Below are 24,254 nucleotides of genomic sequence, written 5' to 3'. Positions count from 1 at the left end.
CCTCGACCTCCGAAAGGACGCGCATCATGACCACCGCATCCCCTGAAACCCGTGTGATCCGCGCCGCGCGCGGTGCCGAACGGACCGCGAAGAGCTGGGGCGCCGAAGCCGCCAAGCGAATGCTCATGAACAACCTCGACCCCGAGGTCGCCGAGCATCCCGAAGACCTCGTCGTCTACGGCGGCACCGGCAAGGCCGCGCGGTCGTGGGAGGCATACGACGCGATCGTCCGCACCCTCGATGAGCTCGAGCCCGACGAGACGCTGCTCGTGCAGTCGGGCAAGCCGGTCGGCGTGTTCCGCACGCACGAGTGGGCGCCCCGCGTGCTGATCGCGAACTCCAATCTCGTCGGCGACTGGGCGACGTGGCCCGAGTTCCGCCGGCTCGAGCACCTCGGGCTGACGATGTACGGGCAGATGACGGCCGGATCGTGGATCTACATCGGTACGCAGGGCATCCTGCAGGGGACCTACGAGACATTCGCCGCGGTGGCGCGGTCGCTCGGGCGTGACTCGCTCGCCGGCACGCTGACCTTGACCGGCGGATGCGGCGGCATGGGCGGCGCACAGCCGCTCGCGGTGACCCTCAACGGCGGCGCGGTGCTCATCGTCGACGTCGACGAGTCGCGTCTGGCCCGCAGGGTCGACCACGGCTACCTGGACGAGTACACCACCGATCTCGACGCCGCCGTGGAGCGCGTCGTGGCCGCCCGGGCAGCCGGGGAGGCCCTCTCGGTGGGTGTGGTGGGGAACGCGGCGCTCGTGTTCCCCGAGCTGCTGCAGCGCGGCATCCCGATCGACATCGTCACGGACCAGACGAGCGCGCACGACCCGCTCGCGTATCTGCCGGTCGGCGTGTCGGTCGAGGACTGGCGGGCCGAGGCGGAGCGCGACCCGTCAGGGTTCACCGACCGGGCCCGCGGCTCGATGGCGAAGCAGGTCGCGGCGATGGTCGGGTTCCAGGATGCCGGGGCCGCCGTGTTCGACTACGGCAACTCCATTCGCGCAGAGGCGCAGCTGGGCGGCTTCACCCGGGCGTTCGAGTTCCCCGGATTCGTGCCGGCCTACATCCGCCCGCAGTTCGCGGAGGGGCGCGGTCCGTTCCGGTGGGTGGCGCTGTCCGGCGACCCGGAGGACATCCGCAAGACGGACGAAGCGGTGAAGGCGCTCTTCCCCGAGAACGCCGCGCTCGTGCGCTGGCTCGAGAAGGCCGGCGACACCGTGCACTTCGAGGGACTGCCCGCGCGCATCTGCTGGCTCGGCTACCAGGAGCGCCACCTGGCCGGCCTGAAGTTCAACGAGATGGTGGCATCCGGCGAGCTCTCCGGACCGATCGTGATCGGACGCGACCACCTCGACGCCGGCTCGGTCGCCTCGCCGTACCGCGAGACCGAGGCGATGGCCGATGGCTCGGACGCGATCGCCGACTGGCCGCTGCTGAACGCGCTGCTGAACACCGCGTCGGGCGCCTCCTGGGTCTCGATCCACCACGGCGGCGGCGTCGGCATCGGCCGTTCGATCCACGCCGGTCAGGTCACGGTCGCGGACGGCACGGCGCTGGCCGCCGAGAAGCTCGCGCGCGTGCTCGTGAACGACCCCGGCACCGGGGTCATGCGCCACGTGGATGCCGGCTACGACCGTGCCCGCGAGGTGGCGGTGGAGCGCGGCCTGAAGGTGCCGATGCTGTGAACGCCCGGGTCGAGTGTCCACGACGCGCCGTTGCGGCGGCGTGCCGTGCGGCGTGTCGTGGACAGTGGATGCCGGGGGGAGAGCGATGCGCGCGACGCTGATCACGAACATCGGGGAGCTCACGACGAACGTTGCGGCACCCGGGGACGCATGCGGCACGCTGCACGACGCCGCCGTGCTGATCGAAGGCGGCCGCATCGCGTGGGTCGCCCCCGCGTCCGACGCCGCCGGCCTCGCGCTCTCAGACCGCGAAACGGCATCGGACCGCCGAAACGGAGGGGATTTCCCCACATCTCGGCGTGGGGATGCACTCTCGCGGGCCCATGACGTCGAGATCGTGGATGCCGGGGGCCGGGCCGTGCTGCCCGGTTTCGTCGACGCGCACACCCACCTCGTCTTCGGCGGCGACCGTGCCGACGAGTTCGAAGCCCGCATGGCCGGGGTGCCGTATGCCGCGGGCGGCATACGGCGGACGGTCGAGGCCACTCGCGCGGCGCGCGATGACACGTTGCGCCGGCGACTGGCGGGTTTCGTCGACGAACTCCACGCCCAGGGCACGACGACGTTCGAGGTGAAGACGGGCTACGGGCTCACCGTGACGGATGAGGAGCGGCTGGCTCGTCTGGCGGCGGAGGTCACGTCGGAGGTCACGTTCCTCGGAGCGCACGTCGTGCCCGCCGAGTTCGCCGAGCGGCGCGACGAGTACGTCGATCTCGTGTGCGGCCGGATGCTGGACGCCTGCGCCCGGCACAGCCGATGGGTCGACGTCTTCTGCGAGCGTGGCGCCTTCACCCCCGACGAGTCCCGTCGGGTGCTGGCCGCCGGGATCGCGCGGGGTCTCCTGCCCAGGGTGCACGGCAACCAGCTGGGTCACGGGGAGGGCGTTCAGCTCGCGGTAGCGCTCGGCGCGGCATCCGTGGATCACTGCACGTACCTCAGCGACGACGACGTCACCGCGCTCGCCGGCTCCGACACGGTCGCCACCCTGCTGCCCGGCGTCGAGTTCTCGACGCGCCAGCCGTACCCGGACGCGCGCCGACTGCTCGATGCGGGGGTGACCGTCGCTCTTGCGAGCGACTGCAATCCGGGGTCGAGCTTCACGAGCTCGATGCCGCTCATGATCGCGCTCGCCGTCCGCGAGATGGGCATGACGACCGCGGAAGCGGTGTGGGCCGCGACCGCGGGCGGCGCCCGCGCCCTGCGCCGCGACGATGTCGGGGCGATCGCGCCCGGTCTGCGCGCGGATCTGGTGCTGCTCGATGCGCCGACCCGCACGCATCTGGCCTACCGGCCCGGGGTTCCGCTCCTGCGGACGGTGTGGAAGGACGGGGTCGCGGTCACCGCGCGTTCATGACTCCCGCAGAACGCGACGTGGCCGGTCGCTCGGTCGCGTCCTTCCGCGGGACGCGGTCCAAGCCGGACCCGGAATGCGGGAGTTGTGCGCACGCGGTGCGCGGACACTCCCTCAGCGCGGGCTGTCGAACGTCCATTCCGCGGGGTCGACCGCGGCCGCGACGTCCCAGTCGTCCTCCGCCCAGGTGAACGTCGCGATCGCGCACGTCGGCATGTGCGCGATGCCGCCGCCCGACAGGCGCTCGGCGAGCACGGTCATGCCGGGGTCGTGCGCGACGATCATGACCCGCTCCGCCCGCGTCGCGGCGGCGGCGGCGAGGAGCGTCCCCGCCGGGGCGCCGTAGAGCTCCGGCACCAGATCCACGCCGACGTCGAACTGCGCCGCGAAGGCCTCCGCGGTCGTCCGCGCGCGCAGCGCGGTGCTTGAGCGGATCACATCCGGCCGGAATCCGGTCTCGGCCAGCGCACGCGCCATCCGCGGCGCATCCCGCAGTCCTCGGTCGTTCAGCGGCCGGTCGTGATCGTCCAGGCTCGGGTCGCCCCAGTCCGATTTCGCGTGCCGCACCAGCACCAGCCGGATCACGAGCGTCCTCCCACTCCGGCCAGCAGCTCGAGGACGCACAGCGCCGCGAGCCGCACGGTACGCATGTCCGCGGCATCCGCTGTCGCATCGACCTCGACGATGTCCGCCGAGATCACCCGCGCATCGAGTGCCGCGGCGCGCACGAGCGCGCGCAGCTCCCACGCGGAAAGGCCCCCGGGCATGCTCGCGGGGCATCCCGGAGCGACCGAGCGATCGCACACGTCGACATCGACGTCGAGATGGATGCCGCCGCCCCCGACGCCCGCGACCTCGAGCGCTTCGGACATCACATCGGCCACACCGCGTCGACGCACCTGGTCGAGGGTGATCACGGTGATGCCGTGGTCCGCGGCACGGCGGGCGTATGCGGCGGAGTTGGCGAAGTCCGCGATGCCGATCTGCGCGATGCGGTGCGGGTCGAGGCCGTCCTCGATGAGCCGGCGCACGGGAGACCCGTTGGAGACACCGTCGCGGAGGTCGAAGTGCGCGTCGAGCGTGATGAGCCCCCCGGCGCCGGTGCCCTGTGCGACGGCGTAGGTCGCACTGTTGTCCCCGCCGAGGGCGACGACGAGCCGAGCCCGCGCCGCAGCGGTGGCCGCGAGCGCGCGGACCGCGTCCTCTCCCTCCGGCCCGTCGGGTTCGGGCACATCGCCCGCGTCCGCGACGCGCAGTGCGCCGAGATCGATCGGACCGTCCATGAGGGCGGGACTGTAGCGGCGCAGCGCCTCGCGGACGGCGGCGGGTGTCGCGCCGGCTCCCGTCGGCGACAGCGACGTGCGCCACGCGGGCACCCCGATCAGGGCGAGGTCGACGTCGCGGTCATCGAGAGCGGGCCACGAGCCCGCGCGGGGCCAGAGGGGATCGTCATGCAGAGCCACGCTCCGACGCTACCCCCGCGGGAGCGATCCGCTCAGTTCGAGACGTACACCCACGCCGCGCGCCCGCTCCGCAGCCGCACCTGCACCCGGCGGTACAGCGCCACCTCGTACTCGTCCGCGGCGTCCAGTTCGTCCTCCGTCACCCGCAGGACCTTGCCGGTCACCTTGTCCAGCGCGTTCCCGGTCGGTCGCACGACCGGATGGACCGACAGTCCGGACAGGTCGACCACCCGCGGGTCCTCGATCTCCGCGTAGTCGACGGTGTACCCGGGCAGCGCGTCGTCCTCGACGTCGAGAAGTCGGCCGAACGTGTCGAGCTGCACGTCGGGATTCTGCAGGGTGCCATAGCTGAACAGGAGCTGATCGGGAGCTGCCACGGCATCAGGGTACTCCGCGCGACCGTCGTCGCCGAGGGGGTGTGACATTCGGTGACGCAGGGTTCACCGGCCCGAAACCGGCGGTGCCCTCAGCCGAGCAGCGCGTGCGCGATCGAGAAGATCACCAGGCCCGCGAGAGCGCCCACGACGGTGCCGTTCAGGCGGATGTACTGCAGGTCGCGACCGACCATGAGCTCGATCTTCTCGGTCGTCTCGGCGGCGTCCCACCGCTCGACCGTGTCGGTGATGATCGAGGCGATGTCGTGCCGGTAACGGTCCACGAGGAAGACCGCGGCATCGGTGACCCAGCCGTCGACGCGGCGCTGGAGGGCGGCATCCGTCGTGAGTCTCGTGCCGATCTCGGCGAGGGCCTGGGCGATGCGCCGCCGCAGCCCGCTCCCGGGGTCGGCGAGGGAGTCCAGCAGCCCGGCCTTCGCGGTGTTCCACGCCTCGGCGGCGAGTTCGCGCACGCGCGGGCTGTCGAACAGCGTCGCTTTGGTCTCCTCCAGACGTGCCATCGTCACGGGGTCGTGCTGCAGGTTGTCCGACAGACGCGCGAGGTAGCCGTCGATCGCGATGCGGGCCGGATGCCGGGGGTCGGCCTTCACGGCCGCGACGAACTTGACGGCCTCGTTGTAGACCGTGTCATCGACCAGGCGCGAGGCGACCGAGGGGACCCACGCCGGCAGGCGGCGTGAGACGAGTCCGGAGAACGACGCCTGATTGGAGCTCAGCCAGGTGGCGATGCTGTCGATCGCGAGATCGACCGCGCCGTGGTGGGCGCCGGACTCGACGATCCGCCCGAGCCAGCCGCCGAGCGGCGGTCCCCACTCGGGATTGATCAGGTGCTTGCGGGCGAGGTCCTCGATGATGTCGCTGACGTCGTCGTCGCTCAGGGCGCGCAGGATCCCCGCCGCCATGAGCGATCCCTCCGCTCCGACTCGCTCGGCATGCACGGGGACGCTCAGCCATTCGCCGAGCTTCGCCGCGATCGCCGTCTCCTCGAGCTTCGTGCGCACGACGTCGCCACGCAGGAACTCGGTCTCGACGAACTCACCCAGGTTGCGGCCGATCTCGTCCTTGCGGTTCGGGATGATCGCGGTGTGCGGGATCGGGATGCCGAGCGGATGCCGGAACAGCGCGGTCACCGCGAACCAGTCGGCGAGCGCTCCCACCATGCCGCCCTCCGCGAACGCGCGGACGTAGGCGAGCGGCGGGTACTGCTCCTGGAAGGCGAACGCGATCACGAACAGCACCGCCATGAACAGCAGTGCGCCGAGGGCGACGCCCTTCATGAGCCGCAGCCCGCGGCGACGCTCCTGATCTGCCGGACTCAGCAGCGCGGTGGGGGTGCGGGTCATCCCGCCAGCATCGCACGCGGTTCGTGGCGTACGGTCGTGCCGCTCTCAGGAAGACCGCAGCGCGTCAGGGCTGCAGCGGGCCGAGCCACGCGGCCGCGACGGTGGCGTGCGCGGATTCCGGGTCGGACGGGTGGAACTGCCCGGCCAGGACGTCTCGGTACAGCCTGCTGAGTTCGGCGGAGGAGAAGTAGGACGCGCCGCCGGCGACGAGCATCGCCTCGTCCACGACGCGCTTGGCCATCGTCACGGCACGATGCTTGACGCCGGAGAGCAGCGCGAACCACTGCGCACCGTGATCGGCGCTCTCGTCGACGTCGCGGCTGATCGACGCGAGCTCGGGCGGCAGGGCGTCGTACACGAGCGCCATCTCGGCGATGCGCCAGCGGATGTCGGGATCCTGGCTGTAGGGGAGCCCGGTCTTCTTCGACGCGCGAGCGGTCGCCGTCTGCACGGCCAGCTCGAGAGCCCGACGAGCGATCCCGGTGTACACCGAGGCCAGCAGGATCTCGAAGACGCTGAAGATGCCGAACACGAGCGGATCGGGGTTCGGGCCGGGCGCGAGGCGCCGCACGATGCGGTCGGCCGGTGCGAGGGCGCCGTCCAGTCGCGTCGTCCGTGACTGCGTGCCCCGCATGCCCAAGGTGTCCCAGTCGTCCTTGACGCTCAGACGGCCGGCGGCCTCCTCGGCGCGCGGGACGAACGCGTAGACCATGCGCGGTCCGTCCGGTGACGTGGTGTCCAGTCCATGCAGGCCGAGCTGCGTCCACACCGGGGAGAGCGAGGTGAAGATCTTCGTCCCGGTGAAGCCGTATCCGCCGTCCGGCTGGGGCACGGCATCCGTGTCGCTGCCGAGGAGCACGAGATCGTTGCCGGCTTCGCTGATGCCGAAGGCGAAGACCTCACCCGCGACCGCGCCGGTCTGGACGAACCGCAGGTCGTCGATGCCGCGGTCGGCGAGCACCTTCGCGACGCCCGTCCAGACCAGATGCATGTTGATCGCGAGCGCGGTCGCGGGGGCCGCCCCGGCGAGGCGCTGCTGCAGGAGCGATACCTCGGCCAGGCTCAGGCCCGCCCCGCCGAGCGCGCTCGGCACGAGGACAGACAGATATCCCGCCGCGCGGAGGTCGGTGAGGTCGTCGTGCGGGAACGTGTTCTCGCGATCGTGCGCGGCCGCCCGTTCCCGGATGCGGTCCAGCAGGTCGTCGGGAAGGATGCCGGCCGGGTCGAAGTCGCTCACCACACCATTCTCCCGCCGCGACCGGGTCGCGGGCCTCGGCGGCGGTACTCTCGCCGCAGGACGCCGAAGGAGCACGCCATGCCTCGCCTCACCCAGACGCTCATCCCGCCCTCGCAGCGCCAGCCGATCGAGGCGTTGAACGAGGCTCTCGATCTGAGCTACGGCGACAGACTGGGAAAGCGGACGGGCTTCCTGATCATGCTCGTGCTGGCCGCCACGATCGCGATCGCGGGCGTCCTCGCCGACTCGACAGCGACCGTGATCGGAGCCATGATCATCGCGCCGCTCGGCACCCCGATCCTCGGCATCGCGCTCGGGATCGTCACGGGGCATCTGAGTCTCGTGCTGCGCTCGATCCTGTGGGTTCTGCTCGGACTCGCGATCGTCGTCGTGCTGGGACTCGCGTTCAGCCTGTTCGTCGCGACACCGCAGAGCCTGGAGACCAACGCCCAGGTCCTCGGGCGCACGTCGCCCAGTCTGATGGACCTCGTGGCAGCGCTCGCGACCGGATTCGCCGGAGGTTTCGCGATGTGCCGCCGAGACCTCAGCGCCATCCTCCCCGGCGTCGCGATCTCGATCTCGCTCGTTCCGCCGCTGGGCGTGGTCGGCGTCACGGCGGGGCAGGGGCAGTGGGGCGACGCGCTGGGCGCCCTGGTGCTGTTCCTCTCCAATGTCATCGCGCTCGTGATCGCAGGGAGCATCGTCTTCACGATGGGCGGGTACGCGAAGGACCCGAGCTCTTCACCGGTGGCCAACCGGCGCCGGGCCTACATCGTCGTGACGATCCTCGCGCTGATCGTCGCGCTGCCGCTCGCGGCGAACTCGATCGTGACGGTCGCGCTGGCGCGATGGTCGGTCGCGATTCAGCAGACCGCGGTCGCCTGGCTCGAGGACGAAGACGGATCACGCGTGGGCGAGGTGGAGTGGACCGGCACGACCGCGACGATCGACGTGCTGACCGCGGACGGCCGGACGCCGTCGACCGATGACTTCCGGGACCTGCTCGACGCCGCGGTGCCGAGCTTCGTCGGCGTGATCGTCGACGTCGGTCAGGGCGAGGAGATCGTCGTGCGGTGACGCACGCCGATGCCTACGGGACGCGACGCGCGTCAGGCCTCGACGGCCTGCCGCAGCGCGGCGATCGTGGCCTCGGGCTTGTCGCGGTGCGGCGAGTGGCCGGCGCCGGCGACCACCGACATCGTCACGTGCGGATTGCGCAGCACCTCTTCGGCGAGCGGCCCGGTGAAGATCGAGTACACCTTCGGGTCGGACCCGATGACATGCGTCGGCACGGACAGGCGTGATGCGGCATCCCGCACGTCCCACGCCGCGTTCTGCTCGCTGGTCTGCTCGACCGCCCAGCGGCTCGCCTGCTGCGCCGACAGCGCTTTCAGCTCGACATCGTGCGGGTGCCAATGCGGGTGCTCGGCGCGCACGGCCGTTTCGGTCGGGTCTGCGAAGGACCGCTCCTGACTCGCCCGCACGATGTCGCGGTCGCGGGCCGCGAGGTGGATCGCGGGATCCACGAGCACGAGCCGCTCGGTCCACCCCTGATCGGATGCCGCCACCAGGGTGGCCGCGGCGCCGCCGAGCGAGTGGGCGATCACCAGATCCCAGCCGAGACCGTGGGTGGGACGCGTGATGCGGAGGTCGGCCGCGTACGCGTCGATCGAGTAGTCCAGTGCACGCGGCGCGGTGCCGTGCCCGCGCAGGTCGACGGCCTCGGCGAACCACCCGTCATCGGCCAGCGCGACACCGAAGCGCCACATGAGCGGCCCGTTGGATCCGAGGCCGTGCACGAGCAGCGCGCGCCGGTCGGCGGCGGGATCGCCCCAGCGGATGCGGGGCAGGGTGAGGGGAGCGGGCATGCCACCAGCCTACGATCGGGCCTCATCGGTCTCGGCACCGGCGAAGATGGAGGACATGATCTCCACGGAATCCGCGCTCGCCCTGCGTCAGGCGGGGCTCGTGTGGCACCCCCGCTCCGGCGACCGGTTCCAGCTCAACGAGCCGGAGTTCGACGCGGACGTCTTCACCGTGAGTGAGATGACAATCGAGCCGCGGGAGTATCCGACCGGGCAGATCCTGGCGTTCAACGGCACCACGGAGTGGGCGCTGGACTCCGTCGCCCTGGAGGACGCGCTGTGGCTCCCGCACGAGAGCCAGCTGCGCGAGCTGCTGCGCGGCGCCTTCCGCGCGCTCCGGCGGCTCAGTGACACGCACGAGGTGGAGATCGTGGTCGCCGACGAGGTCTTCGTGTTCGAGCACCCCGAACCGGCGGATGCCTATGCGCTCGCCGTGCTGGAGCTTCTGCGCCGCATCGCCTGAGCGCGGTCCGTCACGTGATCGTGCCGACCGGCTCGGTGTCGGGGATCGGACTGGGGTCGCGGTGGCGCAGATCGGGGAAGGCCCGCACGCACGCGACCGAGACGATCGTGCCGACGACGGCGAACCCCGCGGCCGCCGCGTACGCGCCCTGCGGACCGACGCCGTCGATCAGGAAGCCCGCGATCGCCGAGCCGGCGGCGGCGCCGATCAGCTGGCCGGTGCCGATCCAGCCGTAGGCCTCGGCGGTCTCGCTGAACTTGACGCTCGCGCTCGTCATCGCGAACAGGACCGCGAGCGCCGGGGCGATGCCGATGCCCGCCAGGAACAGGGTGCCGCCGATCCAGAAGATGTTGAGCGAGAGCATCGTCAGGCACAGGCCCACCGCGACGATCCCGAGGCGCCGGGCCATCGCCCACCGGCCGATCGGGATGTGGCCGAACGAAAGCCCGCCCGCCAGGCTCCCGACGGAGAAGACCGCCAGCACGAGACCCGCCTCGAGACCGCCGTGGTCGAAGGTCGCGACGACGCCGGCCTCGACCGCGGAGCAGGCGCCGATCAGCAGGAAGCCGACGATCGTGGCCAGCAGCACCTGGGGCTTGGCGAGGACTTTGCCGAGGCTCCGACGGCTGCGGGGGATGCGCACGCGTCCGACTTCGGGGGAGAGGATGAACCACGCGCCGCCGCTGGCGAGGATCACGACGATGAGCAGCAGCGCCTGCACCGTGCCGACCTGGGTGGCGACGACGGTGATCACGACGGGGGCGACGATCCAGATGACCTCCTGGAGCGAGGCGTCGAACGAGAACAGCGGGGTCAGCTGGCGCGAGTTGACCATCTTCGGGTAGATCGTGCGGACCGCCGACTGCACGGGCGGAGTGGACAGGCCCGCGATGAGGCCGAGCACCATGTACACGGGGACGATGGTCTCGAGGAGCGCGATCGCGGTGATCGCGATCGCGCAGATCACGAGGGTCGTCGTCAGGACGCGGCGCATTCCCCACACGCCCATCCAGCGGCTCGTGACCGGACCGGCGATCGCCTGGCCGACCGAGGTGGCGCCCAGGACGAGACCGGCCGCGCCGTACGAGCCGGTGACGTGCTCGATGTGCAGCAGCACCGCCAGGCTCGTCATGCCGTTGGGGAAGCGCGCCGTCAGCTGCGCCGCCATGATGCGCGCCACCCCCGGTGTGCGCAGAAGATCCCGGTAGCCCGCCACCGCTCCACGCTACTCGCGGTGAGGGATGCCGTGCGACACGCCGCGACACGCCCAAGCGCGCATTCCACAGGCGTATCCGATGTCGGGGGCCCGGCGTACCGTGCGGACTGTGGACAGAGGCTCCGCAGGGTCGCGAAAGCGGCGCGATTCAGGCTTTTTCCAGGTTCGCGCGAACGTCGTCGCCTGTGGATGAAACGGTGGAGAACCTGTGTTGTACATGTGGAGAGCGGTGCAAAACTACACGGATGTAACTACTACCCCTTGTGGTGCTATCCAATGTCCGTACCCATATGTAGTATTGGACTCCCGGTGGCGGCCTGCCGGATCAGACACTGAATTTTGAGGGAGAACGGATCACACATGTCGATCACCGTCTACACCAAGCCCTCCTGCGTGCAGTGCACGGCGACCTACCGTGCGCTCGACTCGAAGGGCATCGAATACGACGTCCTCGACCTCTCGCAGGACCCCGCGGCGCTCGAGCAGGTCAAGGCCCTCGGCTACCTGCAGGCGCCGGTCGTCATCACCGATGAGGACCACTGGTCGGGCTTCCGGCCCGACAAGATCGACGAGCTCGCCTCGCGCCTGGCCTGATCCGATGAGCGCGGTCGCGACGAGCGCGCCGCTGCTCGTCTTCTTCTCCAGCACCTCCGGCAACACCGCCCGCTTCATCCAGAAGCTCGGCCTGCCGGCATCCCGGATCCCGCTGCACCCGAACGAACCGCCGCTCGTGATCGACGAGCCGTTCGTTCTGGTCACCCCCACGTACGGGGGTGGCCAGGGTCGCGGCGAGGAGAAAGGGGCGGTGCCCAAACAGGTCGTCCGTTTCCTCAACGACGAGCGCAACAGGCGACACCTCCGCGGGGTCATCTCCGCGGGGAACACGAATTTCGGCGAGTCCTTCTGTCTCGCCGGCGACATCATCAGCCGCAAGTGCGATGTGCCCCACTTGTACCGGCTCGAATTGTTCGGCACACCCGAAGACGTGGATCGCGTGAGCGACGGATTGGATCGATGGTGGCATCTGCAGTGACCGAGGGAACCTTCAAGACGGAGGCCCGCTTCGACGGCATGGATTATCACGCGCTCAACGCGATGCTGAATCTGTACGACGAGAACGGGAACATCCAGTTCGACGCCGACAAGCGCGCCGCACGCGAGTACTTCCTCCAGCACGTGAACCAGAACACGGTGTTCTTCCACTCGCTCAAGGAGCGGCTGGACTACCTGGTCGAGAAGGAGTACTACGAGCCGACCGTGCTCGCGAAGTACCCGTTCGAGTTCATCCAGCAGCTGAACGACTTCGCCTACGGCAAGAAGTTCCGCTTCGAGACGTTCCTCGGTGCGTTCAAGTACTACACGAGCTACACGCTGAAGACCTTCGACGGCAAGCGCTACCTCGAGCGCTTCGAGGACCGTGTCGTGATGACCGCCCTCGCGCTCGCCGACGGCGATGAGAAGCTCGCGACGAACCTCGTCGACGAGATCCTCTCCGGGCGCTTCCAGCCGGCCACACCGACATTCCTCAACGCCGGCAAGGCGCAGCGCGGCGAACTCGTCTCGTGCTTCCTGCTGCGCATCGAAGACAACATGGAGTCGATCTCGCGGGGCATCAACTCCTCGCTGCAGCTGTCCAAGCGCGGCGGCGGCGTCGCGCTGCTCCTGTCGAACATCCGCGAGTCGGGTGCGCCGATCAAGCAGATCGAGAACCAGTCCTCCGGCATCATCCCCGTGATGAAGCTCCTCGAAGACAGCTTCAGCTACGCCAATCAGCTGGGTGCCCGCCAGGGCGCCGGCGCGGTGTACCTCAGCGCCCACCACCCCGACATCCTGCGGTTCCTGGACACCAAGCGCGAGAACGCCGACGAGAAGATCCGCATCAAGACCCTGTCGCTGGGCGTCGTCGTGCCCGACATCACGTTCGAGCTCGCCAAGAACGGCGAGGACATGTACCTCTTCTCGCCGTACGACGTCGAGCGCGTCTACGGCGTGCCGTTCGGCGACATCTCGGTCACCGAGAAGTACCGCGAGATGGTCGACGACGCGCGCATCAAGAAGACCAAGATCAACGCACGCGAGTTCTTCCAGACCCTCGCCGAGATCCAGTTCGAGTCGGGCTACCCGTACATCATGTTCGAGGACACGGTGAACAAGGCCAACCCGATCAAGGGCCGGATCAACATGTCCAACCTGTGCTCGGAGATCCTGCAGGTCAACACTCCGACCACGTACAACGAGGACCTCTCGTACCAGGAGGTCGGCAAGGACATCTCTTGCAACCTGGGTTCGCTCAACATCGCCCTGGCGATGGACGGCGGTGATCTCGCCCGGACGGTGGACACCAGCATCCGTGCCCTCACCGCCGTGAGCGACCAGAGCCACATCGCCTCGGTGCGCTCGATCGAGAGCGGCAACGACCGATCGCACGCGATCGGTCTCGGCCAGATGAACCTGCACGGCTATCTCGCGCGCGAGCACGTCTACTACGGCTCGGAAGAGGGTGTCGATTTCACGAACATCTACTTCTACTCGGTGCTCTTCCACGCGCTCACGGCGTCGAACAAGATCGCGATCGAGCGCGGCGAGGCCTTCGACGGGTTCGCCGACTCGACGTACGCGTCGGGGGAGTTCTTCGACAAGTACATCGAGCAGGAGTGGGTGCCCGCGACCGACAAGGTCAAGGACATGTTCGCCGGTCACCACATCCCCACGCAGGACGACTGGCGAGCGCTGAAGGCGTCGATCCAGGCGCACGGCATCTACAACCAGAACCTGCAGGCCGTCCCGCCGACCGGCTCGATCTCGTACATCAACAACTCCACGAGTTCGATCCACCCGATCGCGGCGAAGATCGAGATCCGCAAGGAAGGCAAGCTCGGTCGCGTCTACTACCCGGCGGCGTTCATGACGAACGACAACCTGGAGTACTACCAGGATGCGTACGAGATCGGCTACGAGAAGGTCATCGACACGTACGCCGCGGCGACGCAGCACGTCGACCAGGGACTGTCGCTCACGCTGTTCTTCAAGGACACCGCCACCACGCGCGACATCAACAAGGCCCAGATCTACGCGTGGCGCAAGGGCATCAAGACGATCTACTACATCCGCCTCCGTCAGATGGCGCTGGAGGGCACCGACATGAGCGAGTGCGTCTCCTGCACGCTGTGACCCGCTGACCCGAATACTGCGAGAAAGACGAAGAGATGAGCGAGAAGCTCCAGCTCCTGAACCAGGTGCAGGCCATCAACTGGAACCGCATCGAGGACGAGAAGGACCTCGAGGTGTGGAACCGCCTCGTGAACAACTTCTGGCTGCCCGAGAAGGTGCCGCTGTCCAATGACATCCAGTCGTGGAACACGCTGACCCCCGACGAGCAGCTGCTCACGATGCGCGTGTTCACCGGCCTCACCCTGCTCGACACGATCCAGGGCACGGTGGGCGCGGTCTCGCTCATCCCGGACGCGATCACCCCGCACGAGGAGTCGGTCTACACGAACATCGCGTTCATGGAGTCCGTGCACGCGAAGAGCTATTCGTCGATCTTCTCGACGCTGTGCTCGACGAAGGAGATCGACGAGGCGTTCCGCTGGTCGGTGGAGAACCCGAATCTGCAGAAGAAGGCGCAGATCGTCATGGACTACTATCGCGGCGACAGCCCGCTCAAGCGCAAGGTGGCCTCCACCCTGCTGGAGAGCTTCCTGTTCTACTCGGGCTTCTACCTGCCGATGCACTGGTCGTCGCGGGCGAAGCTCACCAACACCGCCGATCTCATCCGCCTGATCATCCGCGACGAGGCCGTGCACGGCTACTACATCGGCTACAAGTTCCAGAAGGGTCTCGAGCGGGTCGGTCAGGCCGAGCGCGACGACCTCAAGGACTACACGTTCTCGCTCCTGTACGAGCTCTACGACAACGAGATCCAGTACACGCAGGACCTCTACGACGGCGTCGGCCTGACCGAGGACGTCAAGAAGTTCCTGCACTACAACGCGAACAAGGCCCTGATGAACCTCGGCTACGAAGCGATGTTCCCGGCGACCGTGACGAATGTGAACCCGGCGATCCTCTCGGCGCTCTCGCCGAACGCCGACGAGAACCACGACTTCTTCAGCGGCTCCGGTTCGTCGTACGTCATCGGCAAGGCCGAGGCCACCGAAGACGAGGACTGGGACTTCTAGAAGCCCCCGAACCCACTTCGCCCGCACAGGGCGGCTGACAGGCCCGGACCCGCAGGATTCTGCGGATCCGGGCCTGTTTCGTGCCTTCTCGCGACCGACAGAGGAGGACTGAGTTGGACATGAACGACATTTGCGGATGGCACGCGGGTGGCACGAGCGCACCTCTCCTGGTGAAGCGGGGTGGTCCGCCGGCCGGAGTTCAGTATCGGCGTGCCACTGGCGTCGTGCCACTACGTGCCACAGGCGGCGCCTTCGGGGATGCAAAAGACCTGACGAGAGAAACATTCCACCTGTCGGGTAATCCCAGTGGCACGGAGTGGCACACCTGCCCGCGTGAGTCCACTCAGGGTCACAGGAGGGCACGATGAGCACCACCAGGACGACCGGAAGCGCGGCCGTGAAGCGGGAGGGATGGGGGAGCCTTCGGAAACTCCCCTCAGGTCGCTGGCAGGCCCGCTACCCCGCACCGGACGGCGAGACCTACACCGCGAGAAGTGAGGACGACAAGCCGCTGACCTTCCTCACGAAGACGGATGCCCGCATCTGGCTGGCCGGTGTCCACACCGCGATCGCCCGCCATGAGTGGGAGCCCCCTTCGACGCTCGCGGCGCGCCGTAAAGCGGAAGCCGCCGCCGAGAAGGCTCGGACCATCGGATTCTCCGAATACGCAGGTCGGTGGATCACGATGGTGCGCACGGAGCCGAAGAAGAACGGAAAGCAGCGCGCGCTCGGCACGGTTCGCTCCTACAAAGGAAAGATCGACGGCTATCTGGTTCCCGAGTTCGGTGACCTGCCGATTCGTGAGATCGACGCGGAGCATATCCGGGCGTTGACCCTGCGCCTCGACAGCATCCCGTCGCCTCTGAACCCGAAGTCGAAATTCAACGGTGTCACGCGACCCGTTGTCACCGTGCTGATGATGATCCTTCGACAGGCTGCTCGAGACGGGGTGATCTCGGCGGTGCCGGCGGTGACGCTTCCTCGGCAGGAGACCGTGATCAAGGATGCTGACGCTGACCTCGATGACGACGTTGCGACCCCAGCTCAGGTAGAGGCGCTCTACGACGCGACGCCACAACAGTGGGCCATCATGGTGCTGCTTGCCGCGTGGTGCCAGTTGCGCCGAGCTGAGTGCCTCGGACTGCAGCGCCGCGACATCGATTGGCTCGACGACGGCAGCGCGATCTTGCACGTGCGCCGCCAGTTGAGCGCAAACACCGGCGACTATTCAAGCGAGCTCAAGAGCGAGGCAGGCAGGAGGTCGCTCGCCGTCCCGCGTCTCATGCTCGACCGGCTCAGGGCGCACTTGGGTGACCATGTTGCGGCGGAGGCGAAAGCTCCACTGGTTCCGACGAACCTGCGCGGGAGCGTGCCGCTGTCGAACACGCGCTGGGGATATGTCTGGATGGACAGCCGTGATGCGGTCTCGGGTTTGCCTCCGAGGTTCCGCTTCCATGACCTCCGGCATGCGGGTCTGACGATCTTCGCCCAAGAGGGCGCGACGCTGGCCGAACTCATGCGTCGTGGCGGTCATTCGGACATCCGGGTCGTTCTCCGCTATCAGCACGCGACCTTGGCGCGAGATCGCGAACTCGCCGATCGGATGAGCGATCGCATCGAAGCGAGGTTGCGTTCCGTATCGTCAGACGGCGATGAGTCACAGCTGGACGGAGATGCACACCTATCAGTCAAGGAAAGCATCAGACCACGGGAGGTACTGCCATGACTGCTCGTACTCATCCAGAAGCGCCGCGAGGGTCGCTCGTCTCGCTGGCCGTCGCGGCGGGGGAGTTCGGGGTCTCGATCAAGACGGTCCGACGTCGGATCTCGGATGGGACGGTGCACGGCTATCTCGTCGGCCGGCTCATCCGAGTCGACCTCGACGAACTCCGGCAACGGATGCTCGTGGAGATCCCGACGAGGAACAGAAGGGACGTCACGAAATGAGGGTCGGACGACCGCCGCTCTCGCTCGGCCAGCTCGGCACGATCGCGACGGAACGCATTGACGCTGGGCGATTCCGTGCGTCGGCGCGGCTCCGCACGTGGGATGACGAGGTGCATCGGGTGACTGCGACGGGGGATACCGCCGGCGGTGCCCGAGCCTTGTTGAAGGAGCGGATGACCGAACGACTGCGAACGTCCGAACTCTCCGTGTGGCGCTCGCTGACCTCTCACGATCCGTTCCACGAACTCGTCATCTGTTGGCTCGATGACCTCTGGTCGTTCTCGGATGCCAGCGCGGAAACCTGCGCGACGTGCGAACGCATCGTTCGGACGCAACTCACGCCCGCGTTCGGCAGATTGACGATCGGCGAGATCACCCGTGAACGTATCGAAGACCAGCTGGACATCCCGAGAGCCATGTCGGAGGAGTCCGCCGCAAGCGCATACGCGGTTCTTGACTTGCTGCTGGACTTCGGTGTCGGCGAGGGCGCAATCGAATCAAATCCGATGGAACCGGCGTTGCAATATCGCGCGCACGGTCTCGGCGACCTCGATGATCACCGCAAGGTGGTTCGTGGCCGCATTGAACTTCGTCGCGAAGAGCGCCAGCAGGAAGCTCGGGTTGATGCTGAGTGAGGTCGTCGGTACGCACGCGACACTGTCGTCTCGGCGGACTGCGTGCACACATTCGAGCCGACCGGTGATTCGTGACCGTAGGGCAGAGCGACTCACTCATAAGGGCGTGAGGAACGAATCGGTGACAACTGATCGTTAGTGCTGGGAGGCGCTGACGGGAAGGATGTCATCATGCCCGGTCCCTATCCCCAAGAGTTCCGCGAGGACGTCGTCGCGGTCGCAAGACGCCGCGAGAGCGGCGTCACCATCAAACAGATCGCCACCGACTTCGGTATCAGCGAGGCGACGCTGCAGAACTGGCTCCGCCAGGCCGATGTCGAGGAAGGCAATCGGCCTGGTCAGACCGCGGCGGATGCTGCGGAGGCACGCGAGTTGAAGAAGCGGATCCGCTTGCTCGAGCAGGAGAACGAGGTCCTCAGGCGCGCGGCGGCGTATTTGTCGCAGGCGAACCTGAAACTCGGTGGCTCCCCAAAATGACGTACCCGCTCGTTGCTGAGCTCGCCGACGCGGGGATCCCCGTGACGGTGTCGTGCCGGGTTCTCAAGCTCGCCCGCCAGCCCTACTATCGGTGGCGAAACGAGCCGTCGAGCGGCGCGGACGGTCATCGGGTCATCGAGCGAAACTGCACCGACCAGCTGGTCGCCGACCAGGTGGAACGCAGCGTGATCGCCACGCGTCACCGTCTCGCCGTCACCGGTCATCCGTCCGACGCCCTCGACGTGCACGCCGTACCGGTCGCTCCACCACCACGCCACGCCGCGGGGTTCCGGCTCGTCGCCCACCAGGATGGCCGCGAGCTCGAGGGCGTCCAGCTGAGCGGCTTCCCAATGCTCATGACGACGGCGTAGTTGGCCATCGTGCTCCCGCGCGCGCGCGACGTCTCCGATTGCGTAGATGCCGTCGATGACCCGGTGCTCGTGGTCGACGATGATGCCGTCCTCGACCGGCAGGCCCGCGGACCGGGCCAGCTCCACATTCGGCAGGATGCCCGCCCCGACGACGACAGCGTCGACGCTCAGTCGGGTCCCGTCATCGAGCACCGCCTCTCCGGGCGAACCGGAGATGACCTCCCGCACCGTGCCCACACGGACCTCGACTCCGTTGTCTGCGTGCATCGCGTGTAGGCGGCGAGCTACCGCTTCACCAGCGGCAGGAACGAGAGGGGTCTCCACTGGATCGAGCAGTGTCACCCGGGCCCCGCGGTTGCGCAATGACGAGGTCAGCTCTGCTCCGATGAGCCCTGCCCCCACGACGAGCACGTGGCAGCCCGCTCGGGCGTGCCGGCGGATGCGGACGGCATCATCGAAGGTGCGCAGCGTATGCACCAGCGGGGCGTCGTGTCCGGGAAAAGGAAGCGTGCGCGCGCGTCCGCCCGTCGCGAGGACCAGCGCATCGCCGGTGACGATCGTGCCGTCTTCGAGTTGTGCACCCCCGTCGAGCCCGACGACCGTTCTGCCGGTCAGTACCTGGATGTCCATGTCTTCGAGCTGCGAAGTCGTGGCGAAAGCGATGTTCTCGAGCGCAAAGTCCTCCGCGAGCGCCGCCTTGGACAGCGGGGGCCGGTCGTACATGGCGGGCTCGCGCTCGATCAGGGTGATGCGTCCGGAGAATCCACGACCGCGTAGCGCGTCGGCGAGGGTGTGTCCCGCGAGGCCGCCGCCAACGATCACGACAGACCCGATGCCCGTGGTCACGGCGTCGCAAGCCGAACCGGATTGGGAACGATGACGATCTCCTCACCGTCGACATGGACCTGGTGCGCCGCGACGTCCTCGGTTGCAGGGGCGGAGAGGACCTTGCCGTCGCGCAGGCAGAACCTGCCGGTGTGCGTGGGGCACTCCACCACCCCGCGCTCGATCCAGCCGTCGGCGAGCGAAGCCAGTTCGTGCGAACAGGTGTTGTCCAGCGCGTAGTACTCCCCGTCATCCAAGAAGAGCGCGATGTCATCGACAGTCCCCGTCACGGCCTTCGAGACCACGATGGCTTCGCCATCGACGACGTCTCCCACTTTCGCTGCGACGATGCGTGCGGCCATGTCCTTGCCCCTTTGCAAACGAACCACTATTCGGAACGTATCGTATCGAAAAGGAGACGGGTTGTCGAGCGTTGCCCCGACTCCGCCGTCGTGGTTGATCGCGAAGGAGGGCTACCGCGGAGCCAGGCCCTCGAGGGCGAGATCGAAGCCGGCCCGCATCGTCTCGGGGTCGAAAGAGCCCTCCTTGAAGAGGAGTTTGAAGTAGATCGGGGCGTAGATGTGCTCAGCGATCTCGTCGGGACTCCGGTCGCCCCGGATCGACCCTTCTTCGATCGCTCGCTCGATCACCCGGTTCACGACCTCGCGTCGGGGACGCCAGAACTGAGCCTTGAATTCCTCGAGGGTCGCGGGATCGTACTGGCTCTCGGCCAGGAGTTGGGCCATGAGGCGACCTTCGTGCCCGGCGTACACCGCGGCGAGTGCGACGACATGCTCGCGGAGCGCCTCGAGGGGCGGCAGGTCCTCGCGCATGGAGGTGAGGAGAATGTGGTTCTCCAGGAACGTGTCGATGATGACGGCTGCCTTGTCCGGCCACCAGCGGTAGATCGTCGTCTTGCTGACACCCGCCTCTCGGGCGATGCGTTCGATCGAAAGCTGCTGCACCGACATCGAGCCAGGCTCGCGTTCGTCGAGCAGCTTCATCGTCGACTGAAGGATCGCCTGCCGGCTCTGTTCACTGCGAATGGCCATGTGTCGACTCTAGATCGATCGGATGCGATACGAAACGTACACCATGCGCGTGTCGCGCACCTCAGATGCCTCCCGCTGCGGGAGTGAGTCTCACCCGTGCGAATCGGGCATAGCTCTCCAGCAGACGTGGATCATCGACCGCGCCAAGATCGGCGACATCCTCGAGGTGTGCCCCCTGGATGAGCCGCTTCACCGGCACCTCCAGCTTCTTCCCTGTCTTCGTGTGGGGGATGCCGGCCATCACGATGATGTCGTCCGGGAGGTAGCGTACCGACAGATTGGTGCGGATCGCGGACTCGATCGCCGACCTCGCTTCCGCTGCGTCGATGCCGTCGGCGAGCTTCACGAACAGCGGCATGTAGTAGTCGGTCCCAAGCTCCGCGCCGATGACCAAGGCCTCAGCGACCTGGGGCAGAGCCTCGACCGCTGCATAGATGTCGGCAGAGCCGAGCCGGATCCCATTGCGGTTCAGCGTCGAGTCGGAGCGACCGTGGATGATGACCCCGCGCCGATCGAACTCGACGAAGTCTCCGTGCCGCCAGACCCCCGGGAAGGTCTCGAAATAGCTGGAGCGGTACCGGGCGCAGTCGGAGTCGCCCCAGAAGTACAGGGGCATCGAGGGAATGGGGTCCGTGACCACGAGTTCTCCGCGGCCGAGTGTCGGTGCGCCCTCCTCGCTCCATGACTCGACCCGCACGCCGAGTGCTGCCGCTTGGATGTAGCCGACCCGCACCGGGAGAGTCGGGACTCCGCCGACGAAGATCGATGCGATGTCGGTGCCGCCACTCTGGGAGGTGAGCCAGACATCGCCCACGCTGCGATAGACCCAGCGGAAACCGTCGGCAGACAGGGGCGAGCCGGTGACGGTGATGGTGCGCAACGCGCTCAGGTCATGGTCTCGGCCGGGCTCGAGCTCGGCTTTGGCGCACCCGTGAATGAAGCCGGCGCCCACTCCGAGCACGGCGACGCGTTCGTCGGAGGTGATCTGCCAGACACGGTCGAGAGAGGGGAACGTGGGGTTGCCGTCGACGAGCACGGCAGTCGCTCCGACGCCGAGAGCCGCGATCAGGCCGTTCCAGACGACCCAGCTCGTTGAGGCGACGGTCAGGACGCGGTCTCCCGCGCGGATATCATCATGGATGCTGCACAGCTTGAGTTGTTCGAGCAGAGCGCCCCCGTGTCCGTGCACGATGCCCTTCGGCATCCCCGTGGTGCCCGAGGAGAACAGCACCCACAGCGGGTGGCTGAACTCGACAGCGGCGAATTCGAGCGGACTGGCGGTAGCGGTGGCTGTGGCCCAGTCAACGGACGGTGCGTCCAGGGAGATTGGCTTCGCGTCGGTGTGACCGGTGACCCATACGACGGTCTGGACCGTGGGAAGAGATGCGAAGACCTCGGTGAGATCAGCGCCGCGGTCTCGGTCTCTGCCTCCGAGTCGATAGCCGGGAGTGGCGATCAAGACTTTAGGCTCAAGCTGGCTGAAGCGGGAGATGATCGCGCCCGAGCCGAATTCGGGTGCGCACACCGACCAGATCGCACCGACCGATGCCGTGGCGAGCAAGGCGACGACCGCTTCGCTGACGTTCGGGAGGATGGCCGCCACCCGATCGCCGGCCTCGACGCCGACCGATCGGAGATAGGCCGCGAAGGCGCCGACCCGGGCGCGAAGTTCCGAGAATGAGACTTCGTTGCGCGCACCGTCCTCCGCAAGGGTGATGAGTGCGACTCCGTCGTGCCCCTCCAGAAGGTGCCGGGCGTAGTTGAGCGTGCGTCCGGGGAACCACTGCGTGTGTGGCATGGGGGAGGCAGTGCGAACCGCTCCTGGAGTGCCTCCGAGCCTTACCCCGCAGTACTCCGCCCACAGCGACCAGAACTTCTCCGGCTCATCGACGGACCACTGCCACAAGCCGTCGTATCCATCCTCGGGGTGCACTCCATGACGGCGGACGAAGTCCGAGAACCGCGCGATGTTGGTGGCCGGTTCGAGGTCTGAAGCGAGGTTCCAGATGACCTCGCCTTCGACGGCATCCGGGTCGACGATCATCGCGACGTCCGCAGGGCGAGGTTGCGGCGCTGCTGCGCGATCTCATCGGCCGACATCGGCTCCGTGCCGATGAGGACGAACGCGACACGGGCCACGCGGTCGGTGCGGTTCGACCAGGCGTGGCTGGTCGCCCGCTGGATAGCGACGTCGCCCGCCCTGAGCGTCGCCTCTCCGTCGTCAACGAGAAGCGTGATCTCGCCTTCCAGGACGATGGCGTAGTCGAGGGAGTCCGTGCGGTGGAACCAGAAGTGCTTGCCGTCGGAGTGCTTGGCGCCGTCCGCAGCCTCGGCTCGGCCATCGATCTCGTCGAAGATCGCATCCTTCGCGCCCTCGGGGTACGCGGAGTCGGGGGGGAATTCCGCGATGCGGAACACCGTCTCGCCGGCGCGGGGGAAGGTCGGCACCGGGGATCCCTCACCAACCGGATCGTCGTCGGTGACATGGTCGATCGGATGTCCGCTGAGCCAGGGCACGGCCGCACCGAACCCGGGGATTGTCGGTGAGGAGAAGGTGTTTGGTGCGGTGTCGTCGATGAGGATGACGGCGTGCCCGCGGTCATCATGACCGGTGACGACACGGCGGATCTGGGGCCCGTGGGTCACGTGCTACGCCTCCTCGAACGGGAAGGGCTGAGGTTCCGGCCACCAGGTCGGCGTCTCCTTCTCTGCGGCGATCGGGGAGCGCAGGACGCCGACCCCTTCGAGCTCGAGTTCGAGGACGTCGCCGGGCTGGAGGAACCTCTGCAACTCGGCTCCAGCGCCGAACGCCATCGTTCCAGAGCCGATGAGGTCGCCCGGCTGCAGTCCGTCGAACTGTGACACGTAGGAGACGGTTTCCTCCGGCGTCCAGATGAAGTCCTCGACGCGAGTGTTCGACCACACCTCGCCGTTCACCCGTACCTGGCCTTCGAGACCGATCACCGTGGGGATTTCGTCCAGAGTCACGATCCAGGGCCCGATACCGTAGGCGAAGTCCTTGGAGTGCTGGGCACCCATGCCGATGGGACTCTCCTGCACCTGGACGTCACGCAGGCTCCAGTCGTTGAAGATCGTGATGCCGAAGACGTGGTCGAATGCGTTGTCGGGGGTGACGTTGCGGCCGGGCTTGCCGATGATGTACCCGATCTCGAGCTCGTAGTCGAGCTTCTCGGTGATGCTCGGGTAGGGGATGGTCTCGTTCGTGCCGTACAGCGTCGCCGTGGATCCTTTGAAGAATCCCGGGCGCTCGTACACGGCCCGGCTGGGCAGGGTCTTCATCACGTTGCCGAAGAAGTTCTTGATGTGGCCGTTGAAGGTCAGGCTGTCACGGAGGACCGGAGGCTTGATCGCCGCGCGGAATTGCGCTTGCTCGAGGGGGATCGATGCGTCGTCTGCGGCATTCAGCGCCCGACGAGCGGCGTCGAGGAAGAAGTCCCCGGTGGAGATTCCCATCGTGAGATCGCGGAACGTCGCGTGTGCGAGGTGTCGTGAGCCCTCGACCGTAGCTCCGCCTTTCTGCAGTGCGAGCGCATACGCGCGCTTGAGGTCGATCACGCGCCCGTTCTCGGGTTCTGCAGCGATGACTCGCAGCTCTTCGCCGTCTGGGCCGTTGACTGCGATGCGTCCGAGCTTCATTGGGGGCCTTTCCTTCAGTGCGATCAGGTGAGTGCGATGTGACTTTGGTGGGCGCGGGGTCAGGTGCGGAGCCGCTTGGCGAGCCCGC

23 protein-coding genes and 2 pseudogenes are annotated in these 24,254 nt (G+C 67.6%); 12 read left to right on the top strand and 13 right to left on the bottom strand.

Annotated elements, in window-relative coordinates; all coding sequences use genetic code 11:
* The first annotated feature begins 26 nt into the window (after nucleotides 1–26).
* Both hutU and hutI read left to right on the top strand, forming a co-directional pair.
* The gene (hutU, locus tag AB0P18_RS14290) at nucleotides 27–1,688 is read left to right on the top strand and encodes a urocanate hydratase (RefSeq protein ID WP_363360584.1); all 1,662 of its coding nucleotides are present in this window, start codon (nucleotides 27–29) and stop codon (nucleotides 1,686–1,688) included.
* A gap of 85 nt (nucleotides 1,689–1,773) precedes the next feature.
* Nucleotides 1,774–3,042: an imidazolonepropionase gene (gene hutI, locus AB0P18_RS14285; RefSeq protein ID WP_363360583.1), complete on the top strand. Its 1,269-nt coding sequence runs from the start codon at nucleotides 1,774–1,776 to the stop codon at nucleotides 3,040–3,042.
* Nucleotides 3,043–3,153: 111 nt separating this feature from the next.
* Here the strand turns inward: hutI and AB0P18_RS14280 are convergent, their stop codons facing one another.
* From AB0P18_RS14280 to AB0P18_RS14260, 5 genes are all read right to left on the bottom strand, one after another.
* Nucleotides 3,154–3,624 carry a histidine phosphatase family protein gene (locus AB0P18_RS14280; protein ID WP_363360582.1) on the bottom strand — a complete coding sequence of 157 codons (471 nt, stop codon included), beginning with the start codon at nucleotides 3,622–3,624 and terminating at the stop codon, nucleotides 3,154–3,156.
* Complete coding sequence (locus AB0P18_RS14275; protein ID WP_363360639.1) at nucleotides 3,621–4,496, bottom strand: arginase family protein; 876 nt, start codon at nucleotides 4,494–4,496, stop codon at nucleotides 3,621–3,623. Before AB0P18_RS14275 ends, AB0P18_RS14280 begins: the two co-directional genes overlap by 4 nt.
* 38 nt (nucleotides 4,497–4,534) lie before the next feature.
* Nucleotides 4,535–4,879, bottom strand: coding sequence for a gamma-glutamylcyclotransferase family protein (locus tag AB0P18_RS14270; RefSeq protein WP_363360581.1), 345 nt, complete (start codon nucleotides 4,877–4,879; stop codon nucleotides 4,535–4,537).
* 89 nt (nucleotides 4,880–4,968) lie between these two features.
* Nucleotides 4,969–6,240: a DUF445 domain-containing protein gene (locus tag AB0P18_RS14265; protein ID WP_363360580.1), complete on the bottom strand. Its 1,272-nt coding sequence runs from the start codon at nucleotides 6,238–6,240 to the stop codon at nucleotides 4,969–4,971.
* Nucleotides 6,241–6,304: 64 nt separating this feature from the next.
* Nucleotides 6,305–7,477, bottom strand: coding sequence for an acyl-CoA dehydrogenase family protein (locus AB0P18_RS14260; RefSeq protein WP_363360579.1), 1,173 nt, complete (start codon nucleotides 7,475–7,477; stop codon nucleotides 6,305–6,307).
* 78 nt (nucleotides 7,478–7,555) lie between these two features.
* On the opposite strand from AB0P18_RS14260, the gene AB0P18_RS14255 reads away from it, so the two are divergent.
* Nucleotides 7,556–8,554, top strand: a complete 999-nt coding sequence (locus AB0P18_RS14255) for a TIGR00341 family protein (protein WP_363360578.1) — start codon at nucleotides 7,556–7,558, stop codon at nucleotides 8,552–8,554.
* Between the two features lie 32 nt (nucleotides 8,555–8,586).
* Here AB0P18_RS14255 and AB0P18_RS14250 read toward each other — a convergent pair whose 3' ends face one another.
* On the bottom strand, nucleotides 8,587–9,345 hold the full coding sequence (locus tag AB0P18_RS14250; protein ID WP_363360577.1) for an alpha/beta hydrolase: 759 nt from the start codon (nucleotides 9,343–9,345) through the stop codon (nucleotides 8,587–8,589).
* Nucleotides 9,346–9,400: 55 nt separating this feature from the next.
* Here AB0P18_RS14250 and AB0P18_RS14245 point away from each other — a divergent pair, with 55 nt between their 5' ends.
* Nucleotides 9,401–9,805: a pilus assembly protein CpaE gene (locus tag AB0P18_RS14245; protein WP_363360576.1), complete on the top strand. Its 405-nt coding sequence runs from the start codon at nucleotides 9,401–9,403 to the stop codon at nucleotides 9,803–9,805.
* A 10-nt stretch (nucleotides 9,806–9,815) separates the two neighbouring features.
* Here AB0P18_RS14245 and AB0P18_RS14240 read toward each other — a convergent pair whose 3' ends face one another.
* Nucleotides 9,816–11,021, bottom strand: coding sequence for an MFS transporter (locus AB0P18_RS14240; RefSeq protein ID WP_344054720.1), 1,206 nt, complete (start codon nucleotides 11,019–11,021; stop codon nucleotides 9,816–9,818).
* A 360-nt stretch (nucleotides 11,022–11,381) separates the two neighbouring features.
* On the opposite strand from AB0P18_RS14240, the gene nrdH reads away from it, so the two are divergent.
* From nrdH to AB0P18_RS14200, 8 genes and pseudogenes are all read left to right on the top strand, one after another.
* Nucleotides 11,382–11,615 (top strand): glutaredoxin-like protein NrdH, encoded by a 234-nt coding sequence (gene nrdH, locus AB0P18_RS14235; protein ID WP_344054718.1) that lies wholly within the window; start codon nucleotides 11,382–11,384, stop codon nucleotides 11,613–11,615.
* A gap of 4 nt (nucleotides 11,616–11,619) precedes the next feature.
* Nucleotides 11,620–12,054 (top strand): class Ib ribonucleoside-diphosphate reductase assembly flavoprotein NrdI, encoded by a 435-nt coding sequence (nrdI, locus tag AB0P18_RS14230; RefSeq protein ID WP_344054716.1) that lies wholly within the window; start codon nucleotides 11,620–11,622, stop codon nucleotides 12,052–12,054.
* On the top strand, nucleotides 12,036–14,192 hold the full coding sequence (gene nrdE, locus AB0P18_RS14225) for a class 1b ribonucleoside-diphosphate reductase subunit alpha (RefSeq protein ID WP_344054714.1): 2,157 nt from the start codon (nucleotides 12,036–12,038) through the stop codon (nucleotides 14,190–14,192). Before nrdI ends, nrdE begins: the two co-directional genes overlap by 19 nt.
* A 35-nt stretch (nucleotides 14,193–14,227) precedes the next feature.
* Nucleotides 14,228–15,202 (top strand): class 1b ribonucleoside-diphosphate reductase subunit beta, encoded by a 975-nt coding sequence (nrdF, locus tag AB0P18_RS14220; protein WP_344054711.1) that lies wholly within the window; start codon nucleotides 14,228–14,230, stop codon nucleotides 15,200–15,202.
* 364 nt (nucleotides 15,203–15,566) lie between these two features.
* Nucleotides 15,567–16,928, top strand: a complete 1,362-nt coding sequence (locus tag AB0P18_RS14215) for a tyrosine-type recombinase/integrase (protein WP_363360575.1) — start codon at nucleotides 15,567–15,569, stop codon at nucleotides 16,926–16,928.
* Nucleotides 16,925–17,149, top strand: a complete 225-nt coding sequence (locus AB0P18_RS14210) for a DNA-binding protein (RefSeq protein WP_363360574.1) — start codon at nucleotides 16,925–16,927, stop codon at nucleotides 17,147–17,149. The genes AB0P18_RS14215 and AB0P18_RS14210 overlap by 4 nt, the downstream gene beginning before the upstream one ends.
* Before the next feature lie 173 nt (nucleotides 17,150–17,322).
* Entirely contained in the window at nucleotides 17,323–17,784 is a 462-nt protein-coding gene (locus AB0P18_RS14205) for a hypothetical protein (protein ID WP_363360573.1), read from the top strand.
* A gap of 171 nt (nucleotides 17,785–17,955) precedes the next feature.
* Nucleotides 17,956–18,359: pseudogene (locus tag AB0P18_RS14200) on the top strand (transposase); the annotation flags it as partial.
* A gap of 57 nt (nucleotides 18,360–18,416) precedes the next feature.
* Here the strand turns inward: AB0P18_RS14200 and AB0P18_RS14195 are convergent.
* From AB0P18_RS14195 to AB0P18_RS14170, 6 genes and pseudogenes are all read right to left on the bottom strand, one after another.
* Nucleotides 18,417–19,454, bottom strand: a pseudogene (locus AB0P18_RS14195) (FAD-dependent oxidoreductase); the annotation flags it as partial.
* Nucleotides 19,455–19,474: 20 nt separating this feature from the next.
* Nucleotides 19,475–19,819, bottom strand: a complete 345-nt coding sequence (locus AB0P18_RS14190) for a non-heme iron oxygenase ferredoxin subunit (protein ID WP_363360572.1) — start codon at nucleotides 19,817–19,819, stop codon at nucleotides 19,475–19,477.
* 111 nt (nucleotides 19,820–19,930) lie between these two features.
* A complete protein-coding gene (locus tag AB0P18_RS14185; RefSeq protein WP_363360571.1) occupies nucleotides 19,931–20,509 on the bottom strand; it encodes a TetR/AcrR family transcriptional regulator C-terminal ligand-binding domain-containing protein in 579 nt (192 codons plus the stop codon).
* A gap of 61 nt (nucleotides 20,510–20,570) precedes the next feature.
* Complete coding sequence (locus AB0P18_RS14180; RefSeq protein ID WP_363360570.1) at nucleotides 20,571–22,553, bottom strand: acetoacetate--CoA ligase; 1,983 nt, start codon at nucleotides 22,551–22,553, stop codon at nucleotides 20,571–20,573.
* On the bottom strand, nucleotides 22,550–23,155 hold the full coding sequence (locus AB0P18_RS14175) for a cupin domain-containing protein (protein WP_076691780.1): 606 nt from the start codon (nucleotides 23,153–23,155) through the stop codon (nucleotides 22,550–22,552). The genes AB0P18_RS14180 and AB0P18_RS14175 overlap by 4 nt, the downstream gene beginning before the upstream one ends.
* 3 nt (nucleotides 23,156–23,158) lie before the next feature.
* Entirely contained in the window at nucleotides 23,159–24,166 is a 1,008-nt protein-coding gene (locus AB0P18_RS14170; protein ID WP_363360568.1) for a fumarylacetoacetate hydrolase family protein, read from the bottom strand.
* Nucleotides 24,167–24,254 lie beyond the last annotated feature (88 nt).

The sequence above is a fragment of the Microbacterium sp. NPDC064584 genome, from assembly GCF_040687315.1.
Taxonomy (GTDB): domain Bacteria; phylum Actinomycetota; class Actinomycetes; order Actinomycetales; family Microbacteriaceae; genus Microbacterium; species Microbacterium lacus.
The sequence above is the reverse complement of the archived record's forward strand: the minus strand, read 5'-3'. Positions and strand labels throughout refer to the sequence as shown.